Origin of the sequence: Sporichthya brevicatena (genome assembly GCF_039525035.1) — a bacterium.
GTDB lineage: Bacteria > Actinomycetota > Actinomycetes > Sporichthyales > Sporichthyaceae > Sporichthya > Sporichthya brevicatena.
Genome location: NZ_BAAAHE010000032.1, coordinates 20,191 through 37,921, shown reverse-complemented (window position 1 = coordinate 37,921; position 17,731 = coordinate 20,191). Strand labels below are relative to the sequence as shown.

General features: G+C 70.6%; 23 protein-coding genes. 14 read left to right on the top strand and 9 right to left on the bottom strand.

The features are described 5' to 3' along the window. Positions 1-56: 56 nt before the first annotated feature. The gene (locus ABD401_RS17780) at positions 57-1,202 is read right to left on the bottom strand and encodes a 2'-deoxycytidine 5'-triphosphate deaminase (RefSeq protein ID WP_344607175.1); all 1,146 of its coding nucleotides are present in this window, start codon (positions 1,200-1,202) and stop codon (positions 57-59) included. 233 nt (positions 1,203-1,435) lie between these two features. Here ABD401_RS17780 and ABD401_RS17775 point away from each other — a divergent pair, with 233 nt between their 5' ends. Next, positions 1,436-1,918 (top strand): hypothetical protein, encoded by a 483-nt coding sequence (locus ABD401_RS17775; RefSeq protein WP_344607173.1) that lies wholly within the window; start codon positions 1,436-1,438, stop codon positions 1,916-1,918. A gap of 90 nt (positions 1,919-2,008) precedes the next feature. Further along, the gene (locus ABD401_RS17770) at positions 2,009-2,149 is read left to right on the top strand and encodes a hypothetical protein (RefSeq protein ID WP_344607171.1); all 141 of its coding nucleotides are present in this window, start codon (positions 2,009-2,011) and stop codon (positions 2,147-2,149) included. Positions 2,150-2,236: 87 nt separating this feature from the next. On the opposite strand, the gene ABD401_RS17765 is transcribed toward ABD401_RS17770, so the two are convergent. Together ABD401_RS17765 and ABD401_RS17760 are read right to left on the bottom strand one after the other, a co-directional pair. Next, positions 2,237-2,638, bottom strand: a complete 402-nt coding sequence (locus tag ABD401_RS17765; RefSeq protein WP_344607169.1) for a hypothetical protein — start codon at positions 2,636-2,638, stop codon at positions 2,237-2,239. An 86-nt stretch (positions 2,639-2,724) separates the two neighbouring features. Further along, entirely contained in the window at positions 2,725-3,393 is a 669-nt protein-coding gene (locus ABD401_RS17760) for a VC0807 family protein (protein ID WP_344607167.1), read from the bottom strand. Between the two features lie 205 nt (positions 3,394-3,598). On the opposite strand from ABD401_RS17760, the gene ABD401_RS17755 reads away from it, so the two are divergent. Next, positions 3,599-3,997, top strand: coding sequence for a four-helix bundle copper-binding protein (locus ABD401_RS17755; RefSeq protein ID WP_344607165.1), 399 nt, complete (start codon positions 3,599-3,601; stop codon positions 3,995-3,997). 4 nt (positions 3,998-4,001) lie between these two features. On the opposite strand, the gene ABD401_RS17750 is transcribed toward ABD401_RS17755, so the two are convergent. After that, the gene (locus tag ABD401_RS17750) at positions 4,002-4,238 is read right to left on the bottom strand and encodes a hypothetical protein (RefSeq protein ID WP_344607163.1); all 237 of its coding nucleotides are present in this window, start codon (positions 4,236-4,238) and stop codon (positions 4,002-4,004) included. Positions 4,239-4,355: 117 nt separating this feature from the next. Between ABD401_RS17750 and ABD401_RS17745 the strand changes: the two genes are divergently transcribed. Next, positions 4,356-4,985 (top strand): phosphoribosyltransferase, encoded by a 630-nt coding sequence (locus ABD401_RS17745; protein WP_344607161.1) that lies wholly within the window; start codon positions 4,356-4,358, stop codon positions 4,983-4,985. Continuing rightward, positions 4,982-5,620, top strand: coding sequence for a dienelactone hydrolase family protein (locus ABD401_RS17740; protein ID WP_344607158.1), 639 nt, complete (start codon positions 4,982-4,984; stop codon positions 5,618-5,620). Before ABD401_RS17745 ends, ABD401_RS17740 begins: the two co-directional genes overlap by 4 nt. Here the strand turns inward: ABD401_RS17740 and ABD401_RS17735 are convergent, their stop codons facing one another. Beyond that, positions 5,621-6,025 carry a DUF2267 domain-containing protein gene (locus ABD401_RS17735; protein WP_344607156.1) on the bottom strand — a complete coding sequence of 135 codons (405 nt, stop codon included), beginning with the start codon at positions 6,023-6,025 and terminating at the stop codon, positions 5,621-5,623. 166 nt (positions 6,026-6,191) lie between these two features. Here ABD401_RS17735 and ABD401_RS17730 point away from each other — a divergent pair, with 166 nt between their 5' ends. The 4 genes from ABD401_RS17730 (at position 6,192) to ABD401_RS17715 (ending at position 10,715) form a co-directional block, all read left to right on the top strand. After that, the gene (locus ABD401_RS17730; RefSeq protein ID WP_344607154.1) at positions 6,192-7,088 is read left to right on the top strand and encodes a hypothetical protein; all 897 of its coding nucleotides are present in this window, start codon (positions 6,192-6,194) and stop codon (positions 7,086-7,088) included. 38 nt (positions 7,089-7,126) lie between these two features. After that, the gene (locus ABD401_RS17725) at positions 7,127-8,047 is read left to right on the top strand and encodes a hypothetical protein (protein WP_344607152.1); all 921 of its coding nucleotides are present in this window, start codon (positions 7,127-7,129) and stop codon (positions 8,045-8,047) included. A 302-nt stretch (positions 8,048-8,349) separates the two neighbouring features. Continuing rightward, positions 8,350-10,293 carry a hypothetical protein gene (locus ABD401_RS17720; RefSeq protein ID WP_344607150.1) on the top strand — a complete coding sequence of 648 codons (1,944 nt, stop codon included), beginning with the start codon at positions 8,350-8,352 and terminating at the stop codon, positions 10,291-10,293. A 68-nt stretch (positions 10,294-10,361) separates the two neighbouring features. After that, entirely contained in the window at positions 10,362-10,715 is a 354-nt protein-coding gene (locus tag ABD401_RS17715) for a DUF3140 domain-containing protein (protein WP_344607148.1), read from the top strand. Positions 10,716-10,727: 12 nt separating this feature from the next. On the opposite strand, the gene ABD401_RS17710 is transcribed toward ABD401_RS17715, so the two are convergent. Then, complete coding sequence (locus ABD401_RS17710) at positions 10,728-10,931, bottom strand: hypothetical protein (protein WP_344607146.1); 204 nt, start codon at positions 10,929-10,931, stop codon at positions 10,728-10,730. A 102-nt stretch (positions 10,932-11,033) separates the two neighbouring features. Here ABD401_RS17710 and ABD401_RS17705 point away from each other — a divergent pair, with 102 nt between their 5' ends. Beyond that, complete coding sequence (locus ABD401_RS17705; RefSeq protein ID WP_344607144.1) at positions 11,034-11,924, top strand: hypothetical protein; 891 nt, start codon at positions 11,034-11,036, stop codon at positions 11,922-11,924. Positions 11,925-11,939: 15 nt separating this feature from the next. After that, on the top strand, positions 11,940-12,872 hold the full coding sequence (locus ABD401_RS17700) for a hypothetical protein (RefSeq protein ID WP_344607142.1): 933 nt from the start codon (positions 11,940-11,942) through the stop codon (positions 12,870-12,872). An 8-nt stretch (positions 12,873-12,880) separates the two neighbouring features. Here the strand turns inward: ABD401_RS17700 and ABD401_RS17695 are convergent, their stop codons facing one another. Together ABD401_RS17695 and ABD401_RS17690 are read right to left on the bottom strand one after the other, a co-directional pair. Further along, positions 12,881-14,014, bottom strand: coding sequence for a plasmid pRiA4b ORF-3 family protein (locus ABD401_RS17695; protein ID WP_344607140.1), 1,134 nt, complete (start codon positions 14,012-14,014; stop codon positions 12,881-12,883). A 29-nt stretch (positions 14,015-14,043) separates the two neighbouring features. Then, positions 14,044-14,349 (bottom strand): hypothetical protein, encoded by a 306-nt coding sequence (locus ABD401_RS17690; protein ID WP_344607138.1) that lies wholly within the window; start codon positions 14,347-14,349, stop codon positions 14,044-14,046. A gap of 181 nt (positions 14,350-14,530) precedes the next feature. On the opposite strand from ABD401_RS17690, the gene ABD401_RS17685 reads away from it, so the two are divergent. Then, a complete protein-coding gene (locus ABD401_RS17685) occupies positions 14,531-15,388 on the top strand; it encodes a helix-turn-helix domain-containing protein (protein ID WP_344607136.1) in 858 nt (285 codons plus the stop codon). Between the two features lie 34 nt (positions 15,389-15,422). Here ABD401_RS17685 and ABD401_RS17680 read toward each other — a convergent pair whose 3' ends face one another. Then, positions 15,423-16,091, bottom strand: a complete 669-nt coding sequence (locus ABD401_RS17680) for an EcsC family protein (protein ID WP_344607134.1) — start codon at positions 16,089-16,091, stop codon at positions 15,423-15,425. Between the two features lie 141 nt (positions 16,092-16,232). Between ABD401_RS17680 and ABD401_RS17675 the strand changes: the two genes are divergently transcribed. Together ABD401_RS17675 and ABD401_RS17670 are read left to right on the top strand one after the other, a co-directional pair. Beyond that, entirely contained in the window at positions 16,233-16,748 is a 516-nt protein-coding gene (locus ABD401_RS17675) for a DUF6884 domain-containing protein (protein ID WP_344607132.1), read from the top strand. Between the two features lie 628 nt (positions 16,749-17,376). Next, positions 17,377-17,721, top strand: a complete 345-nt coding sequence (locus tag ABD401_RS17670; RefSeq protein WP_344607130.1) for a hypothetical protein — start codon at positions 17,377-17,379, stop codon at positions 17,719-17,721. Positions 17,722-17,731 lie beyond the last annotated feature (10 nt).

Here is a 17,731-nt window from a genome sequence, read left to right as displayed (position 1 = left end):
GCTCGACGCAGCCACTACCGCGCCCGTGGCGCCTATCCATAAGTGCGGCTGTAGTACTAGGACGAGGTCGCCGGCAGCCGGAAGTGCTTGCCGAGGGTCTCGACCTGGTTCTGGTAGTTCGAGCCGATGCCCTGGCCGTAGAGGCGCTCGGGCTCGGCGAGCATGCGCTCGAAGGTCAGTTTGCAGACGCCCTGGCGGTGTTCGATCATGAACGGGACGTCGTGGGCACGGACCTCGAGCGCGGCGGTGGAGCCGGTGAGCGCGCCGGCGGGGTCGACGCCGAAGCCGGGGTCGAAGAAGCCCGCGTAGTGGGTGCGGAGCTCGCCGGACGTCGGGTCGTAGGCCGTCATCTCGGCGGCGAGGCCGGACGGGATGCGAACCGCCTCGTAGGACATCAGCAGGTAGAAGTCCTTCGGCGTGAGCACGATGCGGTTGCCCGGCTCGGGCTTGACGGGCTCCCAGAACTGCTCGGGGTCGGCCTCGCCGACGCGGCTGAGGTCGAGCAGCGGCGCGTTCGGGCGGGCCCGGTAGCCGACCCGGCCGACGCTGTTGGCGCGCAGGTCGAGGCCGAGGAACATGCCGTTGCCGAGGACGAGCTGCTCGGCCGGGACGGGAGCCCCGTCGGCGAACAGGATCGGCTCGACGCCGTGGTACTCCTGCAGCTCGGCGTCGCTCAGCTCGGCGCGGCCGACGGCGAGGCGCAGTTGGTTGAGCGTGAGGTCCTCGCGCACCCGGATCGGGAACGAGAGCGGCACGACCTCCAGGTACAGCTGGCCCGAGTAACCGGGGGCGATCTCGTCGAAGCGGTCCGAGCCGTCGGTGATGACGCGGGTGAAGACGTCCGCACGGCCGGTCGAGCTCTTCGGGTTCGCCTTGCCGCGGATCCCGGGCGGGAGGCTCAGGGCCTCCTTGAGCGGGATCAGGTACGGGCGGCCGGTCTCCAGGACGACGCCCTCGCGGCGCAGGTCGAGCTCGTCGACGATCAGGTCTTTGAGCCCGTGCTCCACGGTGTCGCGGTGGGGCAGGAAGCTGCACCGGATCCGGTACGCGACCTCGCCGAGCCGCAGGTCCAGGCTCGCCGGCTGGATGTTGGACGCGGGGATCGTGAACCGCCCGGCGTCGATCACGCCCTCGGCGATCGCGGCCCGGAGGAACTGGTCGGGGAGGACACCCTCGCCGGTCGGGAGCTGCAGCACGGCCACCTCGTGCCTCGTCGGAACAATGGCCGATGGTATCGACCGGGCCGGGTTCGCCCGCGGGACGCCACAGCGCGGCGGCGCGCCGCGACCGTCCGCCTGTGGCAGGCGTGGTGCGTGGGGTTCCGGGTGCTCGGGCCGGGCCAAATCCGTCCCAAGTGGACCGGTCCGCGGGGGCGTCGCTCGTATCAAGGGAAGGTGGCCGACGACTGCGCCGGTCCCTGCGCTGGGAGGTTCGCATGAAGCGCTCGCTCGCCTTGTCCACCGGCTCCGCCCTGGTCGCCACCGCGGTCGGGGTCACCGGCTTCCTCGTCTCCGGCGCCTCCGCCGGTGCTCAGTCGACAACTCGGGTCGACACGCAGGTCGCCGCGGCGGGTTCGGGCAAGTTCGTCGTGTGCCACCAGGGCTTCGGCAAGCACCGGGCGCTCAATACGTCCTTCGGCTGGGAAGGGTTGGAATCCGGCCACGCGACCAGCAGCACCTCGACGGACTATTTCCGCGCCCGCGGCTGCAAGACCCAGGCGTCCGGCATCGAGGAGCGCAGCCGCTTCACCGCCTTCTTCAAGGCGAAGCCGCCGTACCGACTGAAGTCGGTGTCGGTCCAACAGACCGACGGGACAAAGGTGACGTTCACCCACAATTCGCGCGGGCTGCGTGTCGTGATGGGCCCCGGGGATGAGGTGACGGTGACCTACCGCTGGGTCCGGCCGAAGCGGCGGTAGCGCCGGGGTCAGGTGGAACGGGCCGAAGGGACTAGCGAAATTGGTCCGAACGGACCACGTCCGGGCGGCGCGTCGATTCGTCTCAGTGCCATGACCGAGTTTGAGAAGAACGAGACCACGCAGGCCACCCCGGGCACCGAGGGCGCGATCGCCCCCGCCCCGCAGCAGCCGGAGCTCCACGTCGGTGTCGGTGTGCTTCTCGGCCGGATGTCCTCCGGCGAAGCTGCCTGACACTTTTCCTCGTAGCGTCAGCGAGATCGAGCGCAGTAGCGCTCGGTTCCGCTGACGCTACGGGTGTTTAAGCGCCCCGCCGGAGGCTCAGTTCAGCGAGACCCCGCGCCAGTACGCGGCGGCGATCTCCTCGGAGACCGGGCGCAGCAGCTCGAGCTGGGGGTCGTAGACGACGAGTCCGCGCTCCTCAGCCATGGCGGCGACGAGGACGCTCCCGTACAGGGCCATCTCGTCGTCGAGGGTGAGCAGCAGCATGGGGCCCGAGGCGTCGTCGAGGAGCGGGGTCCAGACCCAGGGCGAGGTGATCGAGGCCGGGTCGTCGGGGTCGTCGGACCACTCCTCGGTCAGCGCGTCGACGAACGCGCGGATCCCTGGCGTCGCCTCGGTCTTGTCGCCGACGAGGTGTCGGCACACCATCTCCCGGCACACGCGCGCGCCGGCGTCCTCGGCCGGGCGTTCGCCTTCCCAGACGTAGAGCTGGTACGCCATCAGATGTCCCCTCCCGTGTGTGGAGGGCACAGCCTGCCCGAGATCCAGGCGCGCCGTTCCGTGCCTGTGGACAACGCTACGGGTGTTCAGGCCGGGCGGAGCGACCCGCCGAGCAGGCCCTCGTGGCGGGCGACCTTGGCGCTGAGCCAGACGGTCACGGCGGCCCCGCCGGCGATGAGGGCGGGGGCGAAGACGGTCTTCATCGCGACGTAGTCGTCGGTGGGCTGGGTGTGGAGCAGGTACAGCGAGAGCGTCGCCTTGATGCCGACGATGACGGCCCACAGCAGCGTCAGCCGCCAGAACAGGCGCTGGACGCGGTCGCGGCCGTGGAGGTCGTCGTCCATCGGATAGAAGTCGTTCGCGAGGCGGGCGACGACGGGACGGGCGGTCAGCAGGGAGCCGAGGAACAGCGTCGCGACGACGACGTCCGAGAGCGCCGGCTGCAGGAAGTAGAAGTACGTCGAGCCGGTGGCGAAGGCGAAGATCGTCTTGCCCGTCAGGCCGATGATCGTCAGGTACAGCAGGATCGACGCGCGGCGCTTGGTGACCGAACGCCAGGCGGCGGCGCCGTAGCACCAGCAGAGGGCGACGGTCAGGGCGAGCCAGATGTTGCTCGCGAGCATGCAGAAGTAGAACAGCAGCCCCGGGATGATGTTGGCGGTCAGGATCGCCAGGGTCAGGTGCTTGACGACGGCGCCGAGGGACGGGCGCTCCGGTGCGTCGGTGGGTGCAGCGGGGTCAGCCTCGAGGGGCACAGAGTCTCCGGGACGGGATCAGCGCGGGTCGTGCAGGTCAGGTGGTGCGCACGGCGCCGCGTCCGCATCGACGCGAAAGACGTTCCCCCACGGTAGAGGGATCGGTCGGCGTGGCGCCGTGGTTGAGCCCACATGTGATCGATCTCTCCGGACGGGTACGTCAGAGCCGTCGGCCACCGCGGCCGCGGATCGATCGGAGGTCGTCGTGCTCGTCGCCGAGATGCAGGAAGCCCATCCCCGTCCGTTGGTCGGGATCGACGCCGACGCGCTGGCCGAGTGCATCGAGGCGTGCCTGGCCTGCGCGCAGGCGTGCACCTCGTGCGCGGACGCGTGCCTGCACGAGGAGATGGTCGTCGACCTGCGGCGCTGCATCCGGCTCAACCAGGACTGCGCCGACCTGTGCGACGCGCTCGCCCGCATCCTGACGCGGGGGCCCGACACCGCGCCGGGGCTGCTGCGCGCGGCGGTCCAGGCGTGCGCGGACGCCTGCCGCATGTGCGGGGACGAGTGCGCGACGCACGCGGAGATGCACGAGCACTGCCGGATCTGCGCCGAGGCGTGCCGGCGGTGCGAGCAGGCGTGCCTCGCGCTGAACCTGGACTGATCCACTAGCCGCCGAGCTCGACGACGGCGCTGTTGAGGCGCTGGGCGAGTTCTTCGACGGCGTGGTCGTCGCGAACGTTGCCGAGCAGGCCGGAGAGATCCTCACGTCCGATGACGAGGTAGCCGTTGACCTCGCTGAACGGACCGGGCAGCACGAGCGCCCGGCCCTCGCTGATGACCAGCGCGGACCCTTCCGGGGCGGTGCTCAGAGCGCGGACGTGCTCGGCGGTGATGAGGTCCATCGCGGTCCCTTCCTGCGTGGTCGTCTCCGACACTGCCCCGCCGGGCGTGGCGCATGCCCCGGTCTTTCCGGCGCGCCAGGTGGGTAGGGGAGCGGCAGAGCGTCCTCGGGAGGACCGATGCGCTTCACGGACCGCCGCGACGCGGGACGCCGGTTGGCTCCACGCGTCGCGGCCCTGAACCTGACCGACCCGGTCGTGCTGGCCCTGCCGCGGGGTGGGGTGCCGGTGGCGGCCCCGATCGCGGAGGCACTCGCCGCCCCGCTGGAGGTGTTCGTGGCCCGCAAGGTGGGGCTGCCGGAGCAACCGGAGTTCGGGATCGGCGCGATCGCGGAGGGCCTGGCCGAGCCGGTCGTCTACGCGCACGCCCCGCGGATCCGGGAGCGGACGTGGCGGGAGCTGACCGCCGCCGCGCGCACCGAGTTGGAGCGCCGCGTCGCGCGGTACCGGGGCGATCGCGCGCTGCCTCCGCTGGCCGGGGCGGAGGTCGTCCTGGTCGACGACGGGCTCGCGACGGGGGTGACGGCCGAGGCCGCGGTGCGCGGGCTGCGGTCGTACGGCCCGGCGCGGGTGGTCCTCGCGGTCCCGGTGGCGGCGCCGGACACGGCGGAGCGGCTGACCGCGGAGGTGGACGACCTGATCGTGATCCTGACGCCCCATCACTTCGAGGCGGTCGGGCTCTGGTACGAGGACTACCGGCAGACGGGCGACGACGAGGTGCTCGCACTGCTCGCGGGAGCCGCGTCGTGACGGTGGCTCAGCAGGTCTCGATCGTCACGGATCGGGCCGCGGTGGCGGGTGACCTCGTCCTGCCCGAGCGCGCCGACGCGGTGGTGGTCTTCGCGCACGGGAGCGGGAGCAGCCGGCACAGTCCGCGGAACCGGATGGTGGCGTCGGTCCTGCAGGAGCGCGGGATCGGGACGTTGCTGCTCGACCTGCTCACCCCGGCCGAGGCGGAGAGGACGTTCCCGGTGGGCTTGCTCGCGGACCGGCTCTACGACGCGGAACGCTGGCTGAGCAAGGAGATCGGGCCCGCGCGGGTCGGGTACTTCGGCGCCGGCACGGGTGCGGCGGCCGCGCTGGTCGCGGCGGCGCAGGCACGGGGGCGGATCGGGGCGGTGGTCTCCCGCGGCGGGCGGCCGGAGCTGGCGGGCAAGGCGCTGGTCCGCGTCGCGGCGCCGACGCTGCTGATCGTCGGGGGCGAGGACATACCGGTGCGCGAGGTGAACGAGCGCGCGGCGACGCTGATGCTGTGTCCGCGGCGCGTGGAGATCGTCGAGGGGGCGACGCACCTGTTCGGTGAGGCGGGCGCGTTGGAGGCCGTCGCCGGGCTCGCGGCGGACTGGTTCGCGACGTTCCTGAGGCCGGGTGGCAACGGCGTGTGATCAGGCGCTGCGCGCCGCGGCGCCGAAGAACCCGCTGAACAGGTTGGCGAAGCTGAGCCCGGATTCGGCGGGGACGTAGGTCGGGGCGGAGCGCCGCGCCTCCCCGGCGACCTTGAGCACCGCGGTGGAGTGCGTGATCGCCGCGTGGCGGGGCACGCCCTCGCGTTCGGCGACCCGCTCGAAGAACTGCTCGATCGGGATCCGCGGGACCTCCGGGTCCGCCGCGGTCCGGCGCAGGTGGTCCCCGATCTCGCCGGGGAGTTTGGACGCCAGACTCATCGCCGCCGAGTTCGCCATCGCCTCCCCGAGCGTCTCCAGCGCCGCCGCGATCGCCCGCTCCGCCTCGGACCGGGAGTTCAGCCGCGCCCGGATCCGTACCTGCTCGATGAACTCGTCCTGGTCCACGCCGCCTCCGGTCCTGAGGCTGACGAGCTACCCGGGGCGAGGGTCGGCATGCCGACTCAGGGAGTTCTTAGGAGGCGAAAGCTGGACACTCTGCCCTGGGACGGCGATATCGTCCCGATCCGATCGGTGCTGGGGGAGCGCCGCGAAATCGCTGGGGGGCGATCTCATGAAGTTCAGCCGTGTCTCCGCTCGTACCGTCGGGCTCTGCTCCGCCGCTCTGGTCGCGGGTCTCGTCGCGGCACCGGGAGCACACGCCGCATCGAAGAAGTCCGATGACGTGCTCACCGAGCTCAGCCAGCTCATCGCGATCGGCGAGGTCCAGATCGACACCCGCAGCGGCCGGGCCCGCGAGGCCGGTCCGCTTCAGACGGTCAGTCAGCTCATCGATGCTGCGACGGGCAAGGTCCTCGGCCCGGGCGCGCTCAAGATGAAGGTGAGCTCCGAAGGTCCGACCGATCCGCGTGCCTGCGTCAAGAGTGGCAACAACAAACGCGTCACCGCGTACTCACCGTCCAACCGGATGATCGTGGGCAAGGACGGGACCGTTCACTTCCAGTACCACGCCTATCGGCTGGGGCAGGCTCGGCTGTTGGAGAGCGGACTCTCCACCCAGTGGGAGGTGTGTTCGGTGGGTGGCGGCGACTTCGACAGCGCTCGGCTGCGAAGGGTGGGGACCGGCATTGCGATGGCTGACAGCTCGCACATCTGGCGGATCGGTCAGGCCTGGCAGACCGGATCTACACCGGAAAGCTACGCCCTGAACCTGGGATTCCAGGTCAAGCGCGGGCCGGTGTCGATCAACGCCAGCCTGAAGCAGCAGCCGGCGGACAAGCTGCTCGGGTCGTTCCGCGCGCCGTTCCGGTCGGGCCTGGACGCTTACGAGCACAATGCCGTCTACGCGTGGTGGCAGGACAACTGCATCGGTCGCTGGTGGAAGTGTTGGAAGAACAGCGGTAGCAAGGATTTTCAGGGCTCCATCGCCCACGCGCTGTGGGAGTTTCCCGAAGGTGAGGAGCCTGCCGTGGTTGGGTTGTACTACACGGCGTACGCCACCTACGCGTGATTCAAGTGGGGCTGCGAGTGCCACGCCGGACCCGACGGTTGCGCGGCAGCGCACTGGCCTGTGCATTTCTGATCGCTTTGAGCGGCTGTGGCGGTGACAATCAGGAAACTGGAGCGACCGCTGCCGGCGATGCAAGACCGCCGCTTCACGGCTTCGACATTTACGCGGTCGGCAGCGCGGACGGAAACATCGTCCAGGCGGATGTCTACGGCATCACCTTGAGCCCCTTGCGTGCTCATCGCCTGACGAGCGCCAGGCGGATCTCCTGGTTGTCCGCAGACCGGGGTGTCGTCGTAGTCGCCGCCGGGGACGAGCAGATCGACAAGCTGGCGTTGCTGGGCGTGGACGGTGTACTCGCACCGATCCCCGGCCTGGGCCGACCGGCGGGGTACGCCCCACAGGTTCAGCCGGACGGCCGGATCCAGTTTCAGGACGACGGGGCGGGTGACGAGGTGCTTTACCGCTACGTCTCGTTCGATCCGAACTCCGGTAAGACCTCCGTTCTGTACCGGTCGAGCAAGCCGTTCCAGATCGTGGCCGCTGGTCCGAAGGGCACGTTCGTGGAGGTGTTGCGGGACCCGGAGGGGGTTGATCGCGTGGCGCTGTTGTCGCCCAGCGGCCGGCGCCAGGCTTTCCCGATCGCCGAGCGGATCGGTAGCCCGAAGCTGGGCAAGGCCTTCATCGCGACCGGGGTGTACGGATCGACAGCGCCCGGCGCGCCGGCCAGCAGTCTCGTACTGCTCGACCTCGGCTCCGAGAAGACGGAAGTGATCGACGGCTGGGCTCCGCTGACCTGGACCCCGGACGGGACGAAGCTGCTCGTGGTTCGGGCGGGGGAAGCCAGGCTGCCGGACGCGGAACTGGCGGTACTGGACCCGAAGGACCCGAAGAACCCGCAGGTCCTGGGCACGATTCCCGGTCTGACCTTCTTCCAGGCGGACTGGGTCGCACGAGACTGACCGATTCAACCAACGCGGTGGTGGCCGTGACCTCGACGGACGTGCTGCCGCAGGAGCGGGTGCTCATTGCGCTGGCTTCGGCGGGGGCCGGTGCTGCTGGTGATGATGCTGCTGTTCCTCGGCTACGTCCTTGCGCTGCCGGCCGGGATCCAGTAACAGATGCTCGCGCACCCGGAACGCGAGCAGATGTGAGCACATCCATCACGCAGCGCGGAGTGGTGGCTGTCGGCGGTCGCCGGTGCGGTCCAGAATGGGGCTCGACCCGGGCGTCACCTCCGGCGCCCGGAGCGGAGGAGGACCGGATGTCGAACCGCCCGTCGAAGCGCCGTCGCCTCGCGGTGGTCGGGGAGGCGGGGGCGCCGGACCGGCCGAAGCTGCGGATGCGGCCGGCGAGTGAGAAGGAGTTCAAGAAGACGTCCGACGCGCTGGTCGCGGAGTTCGGGACCTGGGTCGCCGAGCACGGGCTCAACGTCGACGTCGACGACGCGCGGCTGCTGCTCGACTGGCGCTTCCAGTACGACGACGGCGTGCTGGACGTGTGGACGGTCGCGTGGGTGCAGGAGTTCCTGCTGTGCTGGTGCCCGCGGAAGCTGTCCGCCACCGCGGAGCTGTGCGCGGACATGCCGGGCAACGTGGCGGCGTTCGTCGAGTTCCTCGCGCAGACGGGCCGGCTGGACCCGGCCTCGGACCGGCCCTCGACGATCCGCTCCTGGTGCGAGCGCAACCAGGCGGAGTTCCTGCGCGAGATGTCCGACCCGGACAACTTCGGCATGGCCAAGAGTCTGTTCGCCGGCGTCGGCGGACTGCAGTCCGGGCCGGAGCTGGACGACGCCGCGATCGCCGACCTCGCGGAGCGCGTGCTGGAGCTCGACGACGACACGGTCGCGGGGATCCTCGGCCGCGTGGAGCGTCGCAACGCGGGCGTGCCCAACACGTTCAACCCGGTCCGGATCCCGGACATCGAGGAGCGACTCGACGACGTGCAGTCCGCGCCGCTGCTGCTCCAGGTGCAGGCGCTGGCCGAGTTCTGCGCCGCGCCCGGAGCCCCGCTGACCGAGAAGGGCCACCTGCGCCTGGCCGACGCCCGCGAGCTGGTCCAGATGCTGGCCACGGGGGACGAGCTCGAGGGCGTCCGGTCCGCGACGGAGCTGGAGTACCTGGACCGGGTCGTGCGGATTGCGGTCACCGCCGGGGCGGTACGGCGGTACCAGAAGAAGCTCGTCGAGGTGAAGAGCTTCGGCGAGCTCGACATCCTGACGGCCCATCAGCGCATCGTCGAGGCCGCGCTGGTGTCGGTGCCGCCGCGGGAGGGAGTCGTCGACTGGCTGCACGACCTGCGGCTGGGGTCGAGCGTCCTGCTGCTGGCCGCTCTCCTGCACACCGGCGAGGACGGGCTCGATGGTGCCGAGCTGATCGACATCCTCGAGCGCTACGTCGCCGAGCGGCTGCCGGACCCGGCCAGACTCGTCGAGGAGATGCTGCCGGTCTGTGTGGACCTGGTCCTGGGCGACTTCGACGAGCTCGGTCTGGTCGAGATCGTCCCGGACGACGAGCCGTGCCCGGACTGCGACGACGAGCACTTCATCGCGGTGCTCACGCCGGCGGGCGTCGCGGCCGCGGTGGAACTGCTGCGGGGTCAGGGGTTCGAGATCCCGGAGCGGCCGGACCCGGCCGGGGCGAGCGCGGCGGAGCTGGTGGCGCTGGCCGGTGTCGGACGCCCGGAGGACTGGATGGCCGACGCGTGTGCGTGGCTTGACGCATCGTCAGATCCGTCGGCGGCGCAGGACCTGCTCACGGCCGTGGTCGACGGTGGGGCGGACCGGCTGACGCTGATGCTCGCGATCGACGCCGTCGACGAGACCGTGCCGGAGGAGCCGGCGGTGGAGGCGATGCGGAGCTTGCTCGACGGCCCCGGGGACGGGTTCGCGCTGCTGTGGCTGCGGGAGCGTGGGGCGGTGGGGCGCTCCGACGTCGCGCCGGAGCGGTGGAGCGGGGCGATGGTCGACATCCTGTCCGTCAGCCTCGACGCCGGCGGCGAGGAGGAGCTGGTGCGCTCGTTCGGTATCGAGTGTGTGCCGGAGCGGAACGAGCTGCTGGACGAGATGTGGCGGCTGGACCATCCGCGGGTGGAGGAGGTTCTCGACGTCCTCGGGGCCCGGCACCCGGACAAGGCCACCGCGAAGCGGGCCCGCCGCGCCGCGGTGAAGCTGCGCACCCGGCTCGGCCAGGAGGCGGCGCGAGTCTGACGCGCGTGTGCGTCGCGCGGGCGATCGGGTAGGGCTCAAGGACACTCGATCGCTGAGGAGGAATCACGATGGCCCGCGTCTCCGCGAGCTCCGACGTCGACCTGGACACCCTGTGGCAGGCGTTTCACGACGCCGTGAACATGACCTCCCGCGAGCTGCGGGACTGGCTCCAGACCCAGAGCGCCTCCGAGGGGTCGGAGGAGTTCGCCGACCAGTCCGGCACCGACCTCGGCCGGGGCGTTCTGGCCGTGCTGGGGAAGCGCAAGACCGACCTCACCGACGACGACCTGGCCGTCATGCGCCGCGTCGTCGACCGGGTCGACTCCCTCCGCGGGGAGTCCGAGGAACCCACCCCCGGCGGCAACGACCGCTGGCGCCGCCGGCTCATGAACATCGGCCACGACCCGCTGAAGCCGACGTAAGGCGTCGTTCGCTCAACGGGCGAAAGTGGCGGTCGCCTCCTCGAACGGGGTGTCCGCGAAGGACCGGCCGAGGTCGACCCGGACGGACCGGGGAACGACCTCCGAGCAGGCGCCGAAGGTGAACGGGAGCCCGTGCTCGCCGGGCCGAGGCCGTCGCGCCCGGTGCATCTTCAACGCGAACTCCGCCGCCTCGCCCTCGCGGTATTCAGCGGTCATCCACACCCGCAGAGGGATGGTGACAAGGCCGTCCGTTTGTCTAGTGTGTGCCCTCGCGGGCGTCGCCGGGGGGTGACGCGGCGAGGTGCTGGGGGGCACATCATGGGCCGACTGCGACGGAATCTTCTCGTCATCAGCTTGATCACCGGTGTGCTATCCGTTCCGGAAGGCGCCGCTCAGGCCGCGGCGCGGCAGAGTGATGACCAGGACGCCATCTCGGCGATCAACTCGGTGGTTGTCGGGGGCAAGGCCGCGATCAACACGCGAACCGGTCAAGGGCGAGAGCTCGGACCCTTGCGCACAGTGCGCAGCCTTGTCGATGCGGCTACTGACGATGTACTGGGCACGGGCACCCTGCGTCTGGACGCTTCTACCGAGGGCCCCGCGGATCTCCGGAGCTGCATCAAGAACGGGGACAACCGGAAGCTGCAGACCTTCGACCACTTCGATCGGTATGCCAGCACGAGACGCGGCAGCATCCACTTCCAGTACCACCCGTATCGCATTACCGCGGCTCGCGAGGTTGAGGGGGCGCCGACAACTCAGTGGGAGGTCTGCTCGGTCGGTGGTGGTCAGTTGGCCGACCACCGCCTGCGCCGCGTGGGCACCGGGATCGCGCTTGCCGATTCCGAGAATTTCCGCCGGATTGGCTATTCCTGGCGCACAGGGTCCACGCCCGAGAACTACACCCTCGGCCTGGGTTTCCAGGTCAAGAAGGGACCCGTCGGGATATCAGCGTCGCTGACGCAGAAGCCGGCGGACAAGCTGCTGGGCTCTCATCGCGGTCCGTGGAACACATTCATGGACACATACGACCGCAATGCAGTCAACGCGTGGTGGCAGGACAACTGCATCGGTCGCTGGTACCGCTGCTGGCCGAAGAGCGGTAGCCACGATTTCCAGGGCGCCATCGCGCACGGTCTGTGGGAGTTCCCGGCCGGAACCGAGCCTTCGGACGTCGCCTTCTACTTTGTTCTCTACGCCGGGGTTTGAGTGAAGGGAACCGGGATGCGTCGCTGGCCGGTCGGCGCCGTGCTGGCGATGCTCGCGGTCATCGTGGTCGGCGGCTGCGGAGATGAGGACTCGCCCTCGGACCGTGCGTCGGCGGCGGTGCCGGGGCTGCACAGTTTCGACCTCTACGTGGCAGCGAGTGCGGACGGGGACGTCCTGTCCGCGGATCTGTACGGGATCACCTTCGATCCGCTGACTGTCCATCGGATCACGACGGACAAGCGGATCTCGAACCTCGCCGCGGACCGGTCGACCGTCGTGGTGGTGGCGGCCGACGAGCAGCTGGACAAACTCGCGCTCGTGACCGAAGGTGGCGAACTTGTTCCGCTGCCAGGAGTTGGCCGTCCGCACGGCTTCTCTCCGGAGGTGCGGCCGAACGGTCGGATCCGGTTCGAGGACGACGGGCCCGACAACGACCGGAGAGTCCTTGGTCGGGTCCTGGAGTACGACCCGCAGACCGAGCGGACGCGGGTGCTGTTCTCCTCGCGCCGGGAGATCAATCTGGCGGGGACGTTGTCGGGTGGGTTTCTCGAACTCGTCCATCGGGACAACGCCGATGACCAGGTCGCGATCGTCGGCGACGGCGCGCGGCGGGTTTTCCGGATCGCGCCCCGTATCGGCGATGCTCTCGTCGGCACCGGTTACGTCGCTGCCCGCGTCTACCGGGTCGACGATCCGACCGCGGAGCCGACGGACACGAGTCTGCTGGACACGATGACGGGGAAGGCTGTCGTGGTCCGCGGCTGGTCCCCGCTCGCGTGGAGCCCGGACGGCACCCGACTGCTGGTGAAGCGTCGGCCGGCGTCCGGAGAGATGGAGACGGAACTCGGTCTCCTCGATGTTCGTCGCCCGAAGGACGTAACGCAGGTCGGCGTGGTCCCGGCCCTGGTGCTGTACAGCGGCGCCTGGGTGAGCGGCGAGGCCCTCTGAACGCCGGGTCAGGACTGGTGGCTGGGGGCGTCGGTGGCGCCGAGCTGACGGCGGACCAGGTCGATCGGGTACGCGAAGCCCCGGGCGCTGTAGGGGGTGCGCTGGAAGTGGTGGTGGAGTTTGTCGAGATCGAGCTGCGCCAGGCCGCCGTCGTTCCGGGCGATCCAGTCGCAACGGTCGGCGAGGTCGGTGAGAGAGCCGAGGACGCTTCGGTCCGCGGTCTTGGCGAGCTGGACCGCCGCGGGGTCGAGCGGGCCGAAGGTGTCGGCGGGGAGGTCCTCGCGCTGAAGCTCGGCGGTGAGGGCGGGGACGACGGCGGCGCCGAGGGGCCGGAGGTCGGCGACGCGGACGTCCGGGAGGAAGAGCGAGAACAGCGTGCCGGCGTGCATGGCGACGAGGCACTTGCGCCCGTCGATCCAGACCAGGTTGACGTACCAGTCCTGGGGTGAGGGTGGGAGCTCGGGCAGGTCGGCCGGGCGGACGCCGATCGCTTTCAGCAGCTTGCCGGTGCAGCGCAGGGTGAGGCCTGGCCCGGCGGGCTCGGGGTCGGGCACGACGCGCAGGGCGGCGGTCTTCCACACGAGGCGGGCGAGCGCGGCGTCGGTCGCGGCGAGGTCGAAGCTCTGCGGGTCGAAGGATCCGCCCCAGTCGGTGTAGAACTCGTGCTCCTCGTGCTCGGGGTCGCGCAGTGCCTCGAGGAAGTTCTCGTACCCCGGGCTGCCTCCGACGTCCTCGGGCGGGCACGCCCGCGCCCCGTCGAGGCAGCGGGGGTAGCGGACGCCCGGCTCGGCGGGGTGGACGCTCTCGACGGTGAGGACGTGCTCCCAGCTGTCCCCGAAGTCGTAGAGGTACTCCAGCTGCGCGCCGGGTCTCGCGAACTGCTGGAGGTGGACGCGGGCTTCGTCGCCGACCTCGCCGACGTCCCAATCGGGTTCGGGGACCGCGTAACGAACGCCGTCGACGTGGAAATCGTGGAGGTGACTGTCCGTCCAGCCCATGGCCGACTGCAGAACCGCGTGCACCTCGGCGAGGGTGGCGGCGGCCGGGATCTCGATGCGTCGCCAGACGGGTGGGTCCACGTCCCGTAGCTGGACCGTCATCCGGACCACCGGGTCCCCGACCTTCATCGTCTGCCGCGCCATGGCCCCAGCCTGCCAGGGCGGCGGGCCGGTCAGAGGGAGCAGTCCAGGTTGTACGGCTTCATGTAGCCGAGGAACGCGTGGTCGTGCTCGGTGGCGACGCGGACCATCTCCCAGGGGTGGCCGTGCGACCCGGCGACGACGGTGCCCGCGTCGAGCTGGCGGACGATGCGGCTGCTCGGGTCCGGGTGCTCGTGGACCGGGGCCGCGTGCGGGATCACCCGGCAGTAGCCGCCGGCCTGGGCCGGGGCCGCGGTCAGCAGCGGCACGCCGGTCAGCAGGGCGGTGGTGGTGGCTGCGACGGCGAGGCGGGTGGTGGTCGTCCGGAGCGCGGTCATGAGGTCCCCCGATCGGTGCGTGGTGTGCGGTGTCGGGATCGAGACTGGGCGGTGGCGCAGGGCGCTGACCAGGGGTGGGACGTCCCGTGGGACGCCGCGGCGTCCCGTGGGACGGCATCTCGCGGGTCGCCCGGCCGGCGTGGCACGCTGGGCCCGCGTGGGACGTGGGGTGAGGTGAGCGATGGACCGGCCGGCGGGTGCGGACGGCTTCGCCGACCTGCTGCAGGAGCTCCGCGTGCGCTCCGGGCGCAGCTACGACGACCTCGCGCGAGCGACCTTCACCAGCCGCTCCACCCTGCACCGCTACTGCACGGGGGCGGGGCTGCCGGTCGACGACGACGTCGTGCTCCGGCTCGGCGAGGCCTGCGGCGCCGATCCCGGCGAGCTCGACGACCTCGTCCGGCGGTGGAAGACCGCCCTCGCCGACCGGGAATCGGGGGCGGTCCGCCCGGCCCCGGCGGCCGTTGAGCCGTCCGCGCCGGACCCCCTGCCGGTCGAGCCCGAGGGAGCGGAGGCGGTGGGGCCCGCCCCGGGCCGCTCGCGGCGTCGGGCGGTGCTGCTCGCGGCCGGACTCGCGGTGGTGGTCCTGGCCGGGGCGGTGGTCGTCACGGTCCGGGGCGGGGACGCGCCGGCGTCGGCGGGGCCGACCGGGGCGACGGGGGAGGACGTGTGCGTGAACCGGTCCGACGTCCGCCGGGCCGACGGCCCGACCGGGGCGTTCGACGCCACCTGGACCGCCGATCAGCTCTGCCCGAACGAGCCCAACGTGCCGGTGTTCCTCACCCCGCTCGCCCGCGAGGACGACCCGGGCGCCCAGGCCGGGACGCTGTACAGCACCGAGAGCTGGTTCGTCTGCTGGACCGCCGGCCGCCTGCACTCCGGCGGGAACCGGATCTGGTACTACACCCAGGGCGACGTCAGCCACCCCGACCACCGCGACCGCCGGGCATGGGGCTTCGTCCCGGCCCGGTACCTCGACACCGTCGTCGACCCGGACCCGGGGACACCCCAGTGCCCGGCGCTTCGGGCGGGTTCCTGACGGGCGTCTGCCGGATGCCGGCCCTGGCCCCGACCTACTCGACCGTGGGCGACTCGACGACGACGTCGCCGGCCGGGAAGTTGGACTTCGCGTAGGTGCCGATGCTCCGCATGCCGACCGCGTTGATCCCAGCGCCGACGCCGGCGCCGACGAACGGGACCGCCCGACCGAGGTTGATCAAGCCTTTGGACCCGAACTTCGTCACCAGCCGGAAACCGACTCGCTGATTGATGGCCGTCAGGGCCTTCCCCGGCAGCTTCTTCAGGGCTGCCATCGATGCCTTGGTCCCGAGCTTCACACCGAACTCGGCCGCGACACCGACGCCGGCGGACCCGAGCAGGGTCAGGAGGATGATGCTGCGCACCTCCTCGGAATGGATGTCGTAGCCCCGCAGGTGCGCCACGGCCGCAGCACACCGGGCGGCCTGGGCGTAGAACGCCGTGATGTCGGCGGGGAGCATCACACCCATCGCGGCGAAGCCGCCGAAGCCGGTGGCGAAGCCCGTCGCCGTCACAGTCCGGGCGTGGGTGCGGATCAGCCGGTCGATCGCGACTTCGACGTCGCGGTGCTGGGCGAGGTGCTCCCGCGCCACGTCCTCCGCGCTCTTAAGAGGACCAAGGCCATCGACGCCCCAGTCGAGAATCTTCTGGACGAGCACCAGCCCGCGCTGACCGTTTGCCGACTCCACTGCTTCGACAGTCACTGATCCCCCGAATCCTCGCGGGGCACAGGACGGCCCCGAGAAGCAGTGTCGGGCACGGCAGCGAACAAACTGCTCGGCTGCTCGGACAATTGGGGATCATCCGAACGGCCACGCTCGGAGGGCGGAGGGCGGAGGAGACTGATGCAGGACGCGAGCGTTTCTGGTCGCGGGCGTCGAGTCGTCCTCGTGGGGTGTGTCAAGACGAAGCTCGATCACGCGGCGCCGGCGGAAGACCTCTATGTCAGCCCCTTGTTCCGACGCCGGCGTGAGTTCGCCGAGTCGACCGGGCGACCCTGGTTCGTCCTCAGTGCGAAGTACGGGCTGCTTGCACCGGGGGAGCTCGTCGCGCCCTACGACCTGGCGATGGCCAGCCAGAGCGCGGGCTACCGGTCCGCATGGGCGGAGTTCGTCACCGAACAACTGATCAACGCTCTCGGCTCCATTCGCGGCGTTCACTTCGAGATGCACGCCGGTGCCGCGTACGTCGGGCCACTCGAGCCGATCCTGCGGGCACGAGGAGCGACCGTGTCCGCGCCCTTGCGTGGTCTGACGCAAGGGCAGCATCTGGCGTGGTACGCGGCGCGCGTTCCTTGCGGGCAGCGATCGGGAACCTCTCGCCGACGTAGGGCGGCGAGTTCCGGCTCCTCGCGTGCATGATCTAGCGTGTCGCCATTGGTCCGATGCGGTCGTGCTGTATAAGCAGCGTTTCTCAAGTCGAGCGTCTCGATGCCGATGGTCGTCTTTGTGGGTGAACTCGAAGTGGCGCGATGGCGTAGGTACGGACATGACCGCATCTATGTGAGTTCCGCCGACAAGAGCCGGGTCGGTTGGGTGGATCTCAAGTCCGGCGAGACGGTCCTCGTGCGACCGATCCTGCGGGGAGACTTCGAGCGCGCGCTGGCGGCGTGGTGCGCGGAGGATCCGTCGCGGCCACAGGTGGTCCCGCAGCTCCTCGATATCGCGGCCGAGGGTTCGATTGAGGCGTCGATTCCCGCGCCGACGGCGCCGGCCGAGGACGAGTACTTCGATCTCGCGCTTAATCCTCCCGGCGTGGCCGCGGCCGAGCAGGCCACACTGCGTGGCGAATCCAACCCGATCCGGCGGTTGCTTGCGCGCGTCCTCGACGCGCCGTCGGAGGGACGCTCGTGGCGCCTCGGGGCGAACGGCGAGCGCCGGGTCGCCGCGGAGCTGTGCCGCCTCGGGCCCGCGTGGCACACCCTGCACTCCGTCCCGATCGGCACGAAGGGCGCCGACATTCGACCACCTGGTGATCGGCCCTGGCGGTGTGTTCACCGTCAACACCAAGCATCACCCGGACGGGCAGATCTGGCTCGCGGGCGACCGCCTGCTGGTGAACGGACGCGCGCGGCCGTACATCCGCAATGCCCGGCACGAGGCCGGCCGAGCCGCGAAACTGCTCGAGGCCGCGGGCGGACGCCCGGTTGCGGTCACTGGGCTGATCGTGTTCGTCGGAACGGACAGCGTCAGCGTTCGCGACGTTCCCTCCGACGTTTGGGTTGTCAGTCAGCGAAAGCTGGTTCCCTTTCTCGCCGCCGGACCGGTGCTGCTCGAGCCCGCCGAAGTAGCCCGAGTGTTCGCGCTGGCGCGTCGTTCTGACACCTGGCAATAGCACGAGCGGC